The following is a 12,641-nucleotide window of genomic DNA, read 5'->3' as shown; positions in this document are numbered from 1 at the left end:
TGCATTCGATATCAACTGCGACAGGTTTGAGAATGCCGCCCAGCGGGTGCCAAATCACCTGGCCTCGCCATACGCCCAGTCCATATGAATGACTCGCGGCGATGATCGGCTCAAGATACGGAGGATGATCTATGAACGCTCTACCAGAAAAGATAACTTCCGGGACCCACGCCGCGGCTGCGACCTGGGCTGATCTGTCGAAGCTACTCGTCGACATCCGAGCGCGTCGCAACGAGTTTAGCCGCGCGCAGAAGATTCCAAAAGAAATCGTCGACGGCTTCAGACGCGTCGGCGTCTATCGCGCTATGGCTGCCAAGCGATTCGGCGGTGAGGAGCGAACGCCAGCCGATTTTTGTCGGCTGGTCGAGCGCATTTCCGAGGCCGACGGCTCCGCCGGTTGGGTCGCCAGCTTCGGGGATGGAGCTCGCTACCTCGCTGCTCTTCCCGACGACACCCTTCGCAAAGTGTACGCCAATGGACCTGACGTGGTGTTGGCGGGTGCGCTTTTCCCGCTCCAACCCGCTAAGCGATGCGCCGACGGATTTATCGTGAACGGCGTGTGGCCATTCGCTAGCGGCTCACCCGAGGCGGATTTGATAGGAGTTGGTATCACGTTGGAAGACGATCCGAGCGGTGACCTCCCGCGTGTAGCGGTGATGCCGGCCGAGAAGGTGACAATTCGGCCCAATTGGGACGTCATCGGACTGCAAGGCACCGGAAGCCACGATGTCGTGGTCAGCGACGTCATTGTGCCAGAGGAATGGACCTTGATCCGCGGCGGTCCGCCGACACTTGATGGGCCGATCTATCGTTATCCGGCCGTCGCCTTCGCCGCGCAGGCGCATGCCATTGTCGGCATCGGGATTGCGCGCTCCGCAATAGACGACGTAATCGCCATGGCCGAAACCCGTGGCTCGATCACTGGAGCGCCCGTGATGGCTGAGCGCGGCTATGTCCAGCTTGAAATCGCCAAAGCCGAAGCCATGCTACGTTCCGCTCGTTCCTTCTTTTACGAAGCCACGGAGGAGCTGTGGAAGGAGGCGCTCAAGGGTGAGGTAAATCTTGGTACCACGACGCTAATGCGGCTCGCCGCGACGAACGCCGCGCGGCAGGGGGCAGAGGTCTGCAGGATTGCGAGCGGTCTTGCTGGAACTGAGGCGCTCTATAGCACCAGCAATCTAGCACGGGCCATGTGCGACAGCTTCGTGGTTGCCCAGCACGCAGCTTTAAACGAGGGAACGCTCCAGAGCGCTGGCCGCGCCCTGCTGGGAAGTGCAATACAACCGGGTTTCCCATAAAGTGGGGCACGCATGGGCAAGCCACACGCCACGCCGACGGATTACTGCACTTGCGTGATGATGTGGTCTGCCGCTGAGGACATGGCCCCTTGTTTCAATGTGAACAAAGACACCGCTGGGCTCTCTTGATGCCCCTCCATATCCTGGACTACCCTTTCGTTGTCCAAACATACGAGCCCTTATAATCTCTTGGCCCCTGCCCCGATCATTGACGTGGCCGCCCAGGATACACCTGAACTTCTGCGCAACGGCTCGCGGTTCAACTCACGAACTCTCCAAACCACCACGCAAGCGGGCTCAACTCTCGCACCGGTTGCCTACTTGCCGCTTGGGGCGCACGGCGCGGAAGAAGCTCTCCATGGCCCACTATCCTATCACTCACCCTTGCGGCTCATCGATGCGGCACGCCAGCGCTGGCAACGGCCGTGGGACGTTAATCTGAAGCGTACTGTACACCCCCGATCGGAAAATCGATCAATCATCTTGCCGCTGCTGGCGAATCGGCATCGAGGGCGCGGAAGAGGCGCTTCGGCCCGCATGAGGTCGCGCTTCGCCCGGGCGGCTCTCTTTCGGCTGAAGAGATCCATGGCGCCCGCCAATACAGCTAGCCCTATGCCGTTTGGATGGAGTGATATCGGCAAGCCGGGCGCGATTTTGGCTGCGCCGGTGAAGCCACGCGATCAGGTTCGGCGTGATCGGCGTTAGATCCTGGCGAGTGTCGGTGGAGCCGAACCGACGTAGCGGCGCCATGAGCGCGCGAGCGCCGTGCTGCTACATCGGCTGTTCGATCGCCACGCTAGCCCACGGCCCTGCCTTCCTCAGGACGGCGTGGATCCGAGGACTGCGATAGCGCGCTGGCCGCTCCCGCTCGATCGGCCAACGTGCACGCCGGCCCAATGGCAACCGCAGCCGCACTGCCTGTCCGGCTCGCGATAACCGCTCGCCTTGATGATCAACGTTGTGCAGCTGCGGCCAGCATAGAATCCGCTGGTCAGGCCGTGAATGAGACGCTCGATCTGAGTAGCCGCTAGGCACGCGTATTCTTGAGCAAGACATCACCTTCCACTGCGCGCGGATAGTGAGCCGCCACTTCAAATGATGGCAACAAGTTAAGAATGGCTTGCAGGGACAACTGCCCTTCGTAGAGCTCGCGGTCACTATATTCGGTGTAGATGAACCGCGTGTTGCTCAAGGTCCGCATACCGCCGGCGATAACGTCGGCCTCGGCTCCCTGAACGTCCATCCAGATAAAATCGACTCCGTCCAGCTTGGCTTCGCTGCACCAGTCGTCCAGCCGCCGTGTCTCAACGGAGACAGGGTGCTCAAACCGGACCCAATCGTACTCGGTAAGATGGTTTTTTGGACGGCGTATTGAACCGGATAGGTCCCAATCTTTCGCATCGCCATCTGCATTGCTTGGATGGAAGTCGATCGTTCCGTTTCGATCACTGATGGCGATCTCAAACAGCTTCACCCTATTGAGGGATGGGCCGAGCTTCTTCTTGAAGCGCGCGATCGCTCGAGGGTCCGGCTCAAAGCAGTAGAGCTGGGGTTGTGGGCACAGTTCTAGGAACTTTTGCGTATCAGTCCCGTCATTGCAGCCGATATCCAGGATGACTGGATTCGGCTTCTGAAGAAGTGAGACGATGTGCTGATGTACTTCTACGGACGACACAGCTGCTTTTCCATGGTGCGCGGAGATCTGGTGAATTTCGACTTCAAATCCGCCTTCACACGCCGGAAGCCGCCGCACAACGTATATCAAGGTATAAGATTCATTTATCCGCCAGTCCTCTTGATCCACGAAGCTGTTTGGATGCCATCGGCATCAACCGGAGAGGCTATCCCTCGCGCTGCAATTCTCGAACCTATTGTCGGAAAGTGCGGCCTCAGTGAGCCAGATCGTCGTCTTAGCTCTTTCGAGTTGCCGAAAGAGCGCCCTCGTTTGAGCGTCACCTGTCAGATATGGATGCCAATTGCGCAGAATGTGCTCGGCCGACTGATGGCCGCCATCTCAGATTCGCTGCCAGTAGCTCCCGGCGCTCGTGGGCGAGGAACGAAGTCGGCGAAAGCCGGGACGCACGCGTTGCTCGGTGCAATCAAGCTTTCGTGGCGCGTGCAACTTTCTTCAAGTGCTGTCGGCGTACCGACGACCAGGGTCGATTCGGCAGGCTTTGAGTGCCCTGCCACGGCTGGACACGGGCAATCCGGTACGATTTCGATGGTGACCTGCCTTGGAGCACGCCACCGCTTACAAGAAACAGCACCTGATCTTTCGAGATCGTTGCATACATATTCGCATGCACGACTACGGTAGATTGGACGAGCCGCTCTTCGATAAAGCTTGTAGACCGCACGCTTCCGGCCACACTGCTAGATTGTACCGTCAGGTAATTATGTGCGATCCCGACGTCGTCGAAACCCGAGGCCTCTCGATCAGTGCAACCGCCGCCTGAGCAACGTTGAAGTGTCCCGGGGCTCTCTGCGGGTGTTTCGAAGAAGCGCAATGTCTTTTTCACAACACCCGAGTGGGCTGTGCACCTCAGCGCGTTTGCTTCCGGACAAACACACACGCTGCCCGGGCAATGCTTTTACAGAACTGGAAGGATAGATCGCTCAGCGCATTTCTGGCCTGACTCTTGCTACAGTCTACTTGTCACATTGTGCCTAACTTCAACTTGTTCAAACGCTCAGGAGACCTCTATGACTTTCCGTCCGCTTCACGACCGCGTCGTGGTCAAGCGCATCGACGCAGAAGAGAAGACCGCTGGCGGCATCATCATTCCCGACACTGCGAAGGAAAAGCCCTCCCAGGGCGAAGTCGTCGCCGTTGGCCCCGGTGGCCGCGACGAAGCTGGCAAGCTAATTCCGATCGACATCGAAGTCGGTGAGCGGGTGCTGTTTGGCAAATGGTCCGGCACCGAGGTCAAGATCGATGGGCAAGACCTGTTGATCATGAAGGAGAGCGACATTATGGGCGTTCTCACCGATGTGTTCTCCAAGAAGAAGGTCGCCTAATCCTGGGCTTGCACAGCTCACCCTCCTGAGGAGAGCCCACCGGGGCGCTGAAGGATGAATTAAACGGAACTGAGGGAATTCTCTATGTCAGTCAAAGAAGTCAAGTTCGGAGTAGATGCGAGGGATCGTATGCTGCGCGGCGTCGACATTCTCGCCAATGCCGTACAGGTCACGCTTGGTCCAAAGGGCCGCAACGTCGTGCTCGACAAGTCGTTCGGCGCGCCGCGCATCACCAAGGACGGCGTTGCCGTTGCCAAGGAGATCGAGCTCGACGACAAGTTCGAGAACATGGGCGCCCAGATGGTGCGCGAAGTGGCTTCGAAGGCTGCGGATGCTGCCGGCGATGGCACCACCACCGCGACCGTCCTGGCCGCCGCAATCGTGCGTGAAGGCGCCAAGTCGGTCGCCGCCGGCATGAACCCGATGGACCTCAAGCGCGGTATCGACCTCGCGGTCGAAGCTGTCGTGGCCGACCTCGAGAAGAACTCGAAGAAGGTCACCTCGAACGACGAGATCGCCCAGGTCGGCACCATCTCGGCCAACGGCGATGCCGAGATCGGCAAGTTCCTCGCCGACGCCATGAAGAAGGTCGGCAACGAGGGCGTCATCACCGTCGAGGAAGCCAAGTCGCTCGAGACCGAACTCGATGTGGTCGAGGGCATGCAGTTCGACCGCGGCTACATCTCGCCCTACTTCGTCACCAACGCCGACAAGATGCGCGTTGAGATGGACGATGCCTACATCCTCATCAACGAGAAGAAGCTCTCCTCGCTGAACGAGCTGCTGCCGCTGCTCGAGGCCGTGGTGCAGACCGGCAAGCCGCTGGTCATCGTCGCCGAGGACGTCGAAGGCGAAGCGCTTGCGACCCTCGTCGTGAACCGCCTGCGCGGCGGCCTGAAGGTCGCGGCCGTCAAGGCTCCGGGCTTCGGCGATCGCCGCAAGGCCATGCTGCAGGACATCGCGATCCTGACCGACGGCCAGGCGATCTCGGAAGATCTCGGCATCAAGCTCGAGAACGTCACGCTCAACATGCTCGGTCGCGCCAAGAAGGTGATGATCGACAAGGAGAACACCACGATCGTCAACGGCGCCGGCAAGAAGGCCGACATCGAGGCGCGCGTGGCCCAGATCAAGGCGCAGATCGAGGAGACCACCTCGGACTACGACCGTGAGAAGCTCCAGGAGCGTCAGGCCAAGCTCGCGGGCGGCGTCGCGGTGATCCGCGTCGGCGGCGCGACCGAGGTCGAGGTGAAGGAGCGCAAGGATCGCGTTGATGACGCGATGCATGCGACCCGCGCGGCCGTGGAAGAAGGCATTGTTCCGGGCGGCGGCGTCGCCCTGCTCCGTGCCTCCGAGCAGCTCAAGGGCCTGCGCACACAGAACGACGACCAGAAGACCGGCGTCGAGATCGTGCGAAAAGCACTGTCTTGGCCGGCCCGCCAGATCGCGATCAATGCCGGCGAAGACGGTTCGATCGTAGTCGGCAAGGTGCTCGATAACGAGCAGTACTCTTTTGGCTTCGATGCGCAGACAGGCGAGTACAGCAACCTCCTCTCCAAAGGCATCATTGACCCGGCCAAGGTCGTGCGCATCGCGGTCCAGAACGCCTCCTCGGTGGCCGGGCTGCTGATCACAACGGAAGCGATGGTTGCCGAGCTGCCCAAGAAGGGCGGCCCTGGCCCCGCGATGCCTCCGGGCGGCGGCATGGGCGGCATGGACTTCTGATCCACCTTCTCAAGTTCTCGATGACATGCGAAACCCTGGCAATAATGTCAGGGTTTTTTGCATGGAGCGGCCGGTAGCCCGTTGCCAGCCCCCGAAGGTCCGGCCCATCGGCCTATCTAACGTGCGCAGCGGCAGGACCCCGATTCAAATTTCATGTGCTTCGCGACGACAGTACCGCGTCCGGTACGACGATGGAGCCGGCTATTTTGACGCACGAAGCTGCCTCTGCTCATCCAAATGTTCGAACCCTTGGCGTGCGGTAGACCCGGCGCCGCCTGCCCGCTTTCGACCTCCTTGCCCACTTTCTTTTCCTGTCGCGTAACTGGAAGCGACGAAATGCCTTTCGTGACGTTTCGCACTTACATCTTGTGGCCTAAGGGCTTGTTCGAACCCGGAGAACATTCTCAAAAATCACAAGGTATTTTGCGGAAAGTGCGCCGATTATTCTGCGCCTCATTTGGTCATCGCGGACGGCGCTCCCCTCAACTCCCCTGCTGCGGAGCTCGGGGCATGACATGCTTTAGAATGATCGCACACTAAAGTCGCAAGGCTTGCTTTGCGTCCAATCTATAGGGTATCCGATGGGAATGGTGGGGTGCTTTGCAAAAGAACTCGCCGGCGGGGCGGCCGCAAGACACTCCGGCCCTCGGCAATGTGCCTATACTGCGCCTGCATCCACACTATACCAATGTCTGGCCAAGGTAGCCTCTCGGATGAATTGGCATGAAACGCGGTCAGGATCATTGTGGTCTTATGGCCATGTACACCCAAGTTTACGCTCAATTCGGGGAGACGCAGGAACGCTTAGCTGAAGGGCATGCAACTGCACGATACTCCAGTTTCATCGCTGAGCTCAGTCAGCTGAATTTCGCAGACGCGGATGACCGCCGAGCCTTCCCTCCGACCCTACACAGCATCTTGGCAAGGCATGGACTGTTCGGGCTCACCGCACCAGGAGAGCACGGCGGATTAGCTCTCTCTTTGCAAGAGGCCATCGATCTCATCTCCGCCACGGCATCGTTCGATGTCTCCGCTGCGTCGACCCTCGTTATCCATAACTTCCTAGCTTTGCCCTGCATCGAAGCGGCATCGCACATACCCGCACAAGCCCATATCATTCGGGGTGCAACAAGCGGCGATCTCTGCGCTTTCGCTTTGACGGAGCCTGGAGCTGGTTCTGCCCCGAGACATATAGAGGCTGCGGCTTTCATGCACGAAGATAAAGTGCGTATCTCTGGCCGCAAAATCTGGATCGGCCTTGCTGACTGGGCTCGCTGGATCGTTTGCTTTGCGCGCGCGTCAGGACCCGATGCGAAAGGTCGGCTGGTTGGTGTACTCGTTGACAGACAGGCTCCAGGCCTAAAGGTCACGCACGAGCATCGTACACTCGGCCTACGTGGCATCATTCAGAATACCCTGGAGTTCCAGGACGTCGAGATGCCCCGTTCTTACGTGCTCTCTCGCGATCAAGACGGCTGGGGTGCGGCGGCATCTAGTATGAACCGCGGCCGCATCGGTGTGGCTGCTATGGGTCTTGGAGCCCTTGAGCGCGCTATCCAGGTAGCCGCCTCTTATGCAAGCCATCGTCGGCTTGGTAAACTACGCATGATCGAGAACAGTTACATCGAGCAGCTATTTGGACAGATGGTGCTGCGGCGGGAAGTAGTGAAGGCGATGCTAGCAGCATCCTGCCGACTTGTTTCAGCGCGCGGTGCGCCGAACGTCCACCTTGCGTCGGCGACGAAGGTTTTGTCCTCAGAGTGGTGCGGCCTTGTCGCCGATCAATGCGTCCAGCTGTTAGGCGGCCGCGGCTACGATGAGGGAACGCCTTTGGCCAAAATCTACCGAGACGCTCGCATCCTCCGCATCTTCGAAGGTCCGACTGAGGCGCTCCTATCGCATCTCGGCCGTTGCCTCCTCTCTAAAGCCACACGCGACGAAATAGCCGATCTGTTTCGGTCGATTGGGGCGGCATCAGTCCATGCTGCTGCAATTGACCAGCTCTCCGGGCTGAATGAGACTGACGGTGCCGTGCTGATCTATGCGGGTTGGCTCACCACATTGGGACTGGCAAAAGCTGTCATGTCTGCTGATTGCTTCTCAGCGTCAGATTGCGCCGCAGCGGCGGCTGACCTGGTCAGTTCTGAACTGACATCTCTCCGCACTCGCGTGCCGGCACGACAATCTGTCGAAACTCGCAGTCGGGCTAATAGGACACTCGCCACCTTTCTTCACGATGCGGCTTGCTCCATTCGCTCACCTGTCCTCACAGACGACTACCTTAAATTGGTGCAGTATGTCTGACATCTCCCGCATGTCCGACGTCCTTCCACGCGGTGGTTCCGCGCGCAGCGCGCAACTTCCGTAAGCGGAAGGGTCCGTGAAAACTGTCACGTCTACATGCGGCACGCGCTGCTATGAGGGCCTAACCTTCTCATTCCTGGCGGCACGCCGCGGCAGCGAAGGCTTTCGCGTTAAAGAGCACCCGATACCGCTCCCCGATCGGGGCTGGCGCTCGAGAAGGCTGAGCCGCCTCGATTCGCCACGCGCTGCAAACATCGATAGGCGTGGTGTGGTTTAAGCGTCCTGCTGCCACCTTCTCGCTGGCACATGGCATATGCGAGTTTTCACGACCTCTTAAAGGTGGAGCTTGCGTCTGTACTCAGCGATACTTTTAAGTCAAACTTCCGCTAGGCGGGTGGCGGGGTTCAAGACGGGAGGGCTTCCCCCGCACAGGCCGCTTTCGCTTGATGCATGGCGTCGGGTTCGTCAGGTTTCGGAAAGCTCGCCCGTCTACATCGATGTTGAAGTTAGCAGCACGTGGTAGGGACAGCGCTTGCCCCGAGTATGCGTGGGGATTTTGGCGCCGAGTCACGTTTCTGCTAACTTCAACCAGTGGTGCGGGCGTGGCAGAGAGAACATCTGATACATCCAGTCCGACCAGCGCCGAGTCGCGCCCGCGCTGCTTCCGACGTGAGACTGGGATCAGATCCACACTACCGCGCGGCGGTCTTCCAGATCAAGCTCAATGCCCGCATGCGCTCGCTCCGTCGAGGAGAAGGATCTCACCTCGCATTATTCGGCGAGTAAGTTCTCAAACGTAGTCCAGCTCGGCGGAAAAATTCGACCGTGAGGCTTGGAACGACGCAGTGCATAGTGTTGTCACTGAGTTAGATCGTGGCTCAGGTTTTCACCAAAGCCGGACGCTACGGGAAGTGCAGCGACGCAACAAGGCGCGGGAGCTCGTGGCGAGTGAGGACCCCGTTTGGGCGCCGGTGCGACTGCATGCGGTTGTCGTCGGCTGCAGCTATTTGGTTGGCGAATCAGTACAGAAGAGCTGGCGAGGATTCCGAAGCAGTCGAACTACAGCTTGTGCCGGCTCTGTGGATGCCTGGTCACCGACCTTGGCCCTGAGCGCGATTGGCCGGGCATCGGAACCCACACGAGGAAGTTAGCCTAACGGGCCCTCGATCCTGCTCGAGTGCAAGGGCTTTGAGGCGGCGAGGACGCTGGCTCACGAACTTGGGTGATCGGACGACCTATATCGCCTGAACATTCTCCCCTCTCTGCACTACTTCCAGAGAGCTTCCGTCGAGAGCACCGATCCGACATCCGAAGAACCGCGTCGAGTGCACCATCTAGGCGACGTGGCTGTCCCGCACCGACCGATGAGGTTCCGTGCGGGGGCATCGGGTAAGGTCCGTTGCAACCTAGGACGCCCTCACGTCACCCTTTGTGTGACGACAGTCGATATGTACATTTTGTTCGGGGGGCTCCTGTAGCGCTTCGCAAGACTCTTGAATAACTCTCCGACCTCATCTGACGGAACAGAAAATTCCCCATAGTTAGGATCAAAGAGGGTCGTCGTTCCATTCGACGTCACTGTCGCAATCATGTGGGCGCCACCTGCGGCGAAACGCAAGCTTACCAAATACATGGACGCATCCTCGGTGAGCTCCTTCACGATCTGGTCAATGCACGAAGATGTATCAAACCTATATCGCGTCTCTTCAGCAGACGGCTCTAAGCCAGCGTCGCGTAACGTTGTGCTTTTTGCCTGGAGGTTGTGAGACCCTTCCGCGCCATCGTTTTTCAATTGAGCCTTGAGCTCTTCGTACTGTTCCTGTCGACTTGCCGCTGAGCGGTGCTTTTCAGTGTCCGGGAGCAGAGCCCTCATTCGAGATGACGGGCTGCTTGGGAGGTTAAGGAGCCACTCCGCTACCAATCCAACACAGATTCCGTTGACATTGGCTTCGGGCAATTCAGCAGTCCTGTAATCGAATAGAGCGCGGACAGGGCTATCGGCAGAGGATAACTCCGAGCTGGAGGACAGAGAGGAGCTGTGGCGCGAGTTGCTTGGACTATAAACGATTGACTCTGAGGTATGTGGCTTGCTGAAGCAGAGCCCCATTCTGTCGATCAATTCGCCGGACGGCAGGCTCTCTCGTCGCGCGACTTCAGTGAGTGTTTGCGCAAATTCGCTACTGTCTTCGGGCTTGATCGATCCGTCGGCTTGATCAGCGCGTGTGTATTGGCCATCGAGTCGATTATACATGCTGGTTCACCTGCTTCTTCGGCGCACGCGTCCTCAGGGAGAGCGCGCTGCTTACATCTTGCTGCGGATGATATCGCAGCAAACTGACGAAGAGCTGACCACCAACAAGCCTGGGGAAGCTACCGCTGCGACGGCCAATTGGTTGCACGACAGTGCCACTCACGAGCGGGGCTGCAGGTGTGAGGCAGTGGCCGAACGGCTAGTTACTCTTGCACACTTACGGAGGGCGAGCTTGGAATTGCAGATGCAGTCAGGATGATGGCTACGTTGGACAGCGCGACCGTCGGTTTGGTGGTCGATCTCACCTTTATCGTGTTGCGCCGCTCGGTCGGCACAACTTCGCCTCCAAGAGTGCGCAATTCGCGTCCCCGTGATCGGCCATCGGCCAGTGAGATGCTGTTGTTGCCGCTGACGTACCTTCAGCACAGATCCGAAAACCCGGTTTGAACCCAAGTTACGGTTTTGTTCACTCACAACAAGTGGCGCAGACATTTCTCTCGCCGATCAGTGTGCCGTTAGCCGCTCGTGTTTGACGGCGGCATTTCAGGTTCAGCCCGCCTGAACACTGCAACAGTCGAGCGAGCCCGACATACACCCGCATGTGACACGTCATTTCGGGAAGCCGAACCGGTGCTTGTGCACCCGCTCGACCACACCTTCTGCTCGCACTTTGTTAGCTCAGCCCGTCATGCTGTCGCGTTCATTCGCGCGAACAACGTTGCCGCATCTGAGGGACTTAATCCAACGACGCCTACGAAGCTCGGGGACGGCATCGGAATGTCTCGATAAATGGGTCTCCACAAGTGAAGGCAATATCGGCTGTTATTCACGTACTTTGAATGTGGCGGATGCAGTTGCATGACGCACTCTTCTTCATCCCAGAACAGGTCTTTCACAAAGCACATCTCGTCCCAGTTCGGACAACGCCGCGGGGTCGAAACAGCGACATGCTCCCAGCCAGGACGGACGAACGCACTTATCTTGAGCTCACACCCACAAGGCCCCTGCACGAGGAACAGACCGGAAGGGCCTGACCCTGGAGCAGTAGCGAACCGGCCGTGTTGCACGCGGCCGGCCTCCAGCTTGTCTATCATCTGCGCTCGCACGCCCGCCCCTTTGCTTCTCGGATAGCCCTGAAGTCTACGTAGATGACGGTGTCTCGTAACAAGTTAACCTGCTCGGTCCTCGGCCCAACGTTCCTAAACCAATCTACAGCGCGCCATCCGCGAAAGCCGTAGATGTCTATCATCACTCACTCTCCTCTGATTATTCCTCTAAGACGTATTGCGCCATCGGGCCGCCGGTTGTCTGAGCATGAGCGGTACCACTATCTGCACGTCGGGCGACTCGAGCCGGCGATTGCACCTGCCGCTACTTATGTAAGTCCATCATTAAGTCTCTCCGAGGCGAAACAGTTTGTCATCGATGCCAGGCAGTATTCACTGCTCATCGCCGGCAGAACCGCACATCCCGCATGAGCGGACGAAATCGGCGACTCTTGACGCGTCACGTCGTCTTCAATGAATTGGTCTTCATCATGGCACGCTCCCCTGTTGGCGACGACATCTAGATCTCATGATGCTCGCAAAACCAGTAGTGGCACCAGATAGATCGGGGTTACATTGCTGCTTCGCGAGAGAGTACTTGATCACTCGACGGCCTCCTCGCCAAGGCTGAACAGGCCTAATGCGCCATTTATGTGAAATTGGTTCAGTTTTATGGCTTCCAAATCGGCACACACATAGCCGCGGACGCCGGCATGCTCCGTTCTTCCAAATGAACCATCCGGCGGATCGCCTGCTATCTTGGTCGTAAGCTAACGGTCAGAAACTATGATTAGTCGATCTCATCGACTGCAACTGCGAATGTCGCCCGATTTTTCCGCATCACTGAGCTGCAGCTCCTAACACGTTGTCTACGGCATGGCGCTCGCGAACCGCTCATCCTTTGCCGCTAATCCGGGTGTTGTTTCCGACATGAATGTCGCGACTCAGACGTCGCACAACGGCTCCGTGTCACCAACCCACCGCATCAAAAGCGCTGCA

6 protein-coding genes are annotated in these 12,641 nt (G+C 58.5%); 4 read left to right on the top strand and 2 right to left on the bottom strand.

The window, feature by feature from the left end:
* The first annotated feature begins 131 nt into the window (after window positions 1–131).
* On the top strand, window positions 132–1,298 hold the full coding sequence (locus ABIA45_RS37570) for an acyl-CoA dehydrogenase family protein (protein ID WP_036016037.1): 1,167 nt from the start codon (window positions 132–134) through the stop codon (window positions 1,296–1,298).
* 1,027 nt (window positions 1,299–2,325) lie between these two features.
* Here the strand turns inward: ABIA45_RS37570 and ABIA45_RS37565 are convergent.
* The gene (locus tag ABIA45_RS37565; RefSeq protein ID WP_036016040.1) at window positions 2,326–2,973 is read right to left on the bottom strand and encodes an FkbM family methyltransferase; all 648 of its coding nucleotides are present in this window, start codon (window positions 2,971–2,973) and stop codon (window positions 2,326–2,328) included.
* 1,028 nt (window positions 2,974–4,001) lie between these two features.
* On the opposite strand from ABIA45_RS37565, the gene ABIA45_RS37560 reads away from it, so the two are divergent.
* The 3 genes from ABIA45_RS37560 to ABIA45_RS37550 all read left to right on the top strand — a co-directional run bounded on the left by ABIA45_RS37560 (window position 4,002) and on the right by ABIA45_RS37550 (window position 8,345).
* Window positions 4,002–4,316, top strand: coding sequence for a co-chaperone GroES (locus tag ABIA45_RS37560; RefSeq protein ID WP_036016041.1), 315 nt, complete (start codon window positions 4,002–4,004; stop codon window positions 4,314–4,316).
* An 84-nt stretch (window positions 4,317–4,400) separates the two neighbouring features.
* Window positions 4,401–6,041, top strand: a complete 1,641-nt coding sequence (gene groL, locus ABIA45_RS37555; protein ID WP_225137364.1) for a chaperonin GroEL — start codon at window positions 4,401–4,403, stop codon at window positions 6,039–6,041.
* Window positions 6,042–6,764: 723 nt separating this feature from the next.
* On the top strand, window positions 6,765–8,345 hold the full coding sequence (locus tag ABIA45_RS37550) for an acyl-CoA dehydrogenase family protein (protein ID WP_081494644.1): 1,581 nt from the start codon (window positions 6,765–6,767) through the stop codon (window positions 8,343–8,345).
* A gap of 1,417 nt (window positions 8,346–9,762) precedes the next feature.
* Here the strand turns inward: ABIA45_RS37550 and ABIA45_RS37545 are convergent.
* Window positions 9,763–10,596 (bottom strand): YopT-type cysteine protease domain-containing protein, encoded by an 834-nt coding sequence (locus ABIA45_RS37545; RefSeq protein ID WP_036015409.1) that lies wholly within the window; start codon window positions 10,594–10,596, stop codon window positions 9,763–9,765.
* Window positions 10,597–12,641: the final 2,045 nt, after the last annotated feature.

This window comes from Bradyrhizobium sp. USDA 336 (genome assembly GCF_044908355.1).
Classification (GTDB): domain Bacteria; phylum Pseudomonadota; class Alphaproteobacteria; order Rhizobiales; family Xanthobacteraceae; genus Bradyrhizobium; species Bradyrhizobium yuanmingense.
This window is presented reverse-complemented; position numbering and strand designations above follow the sequence as displayed.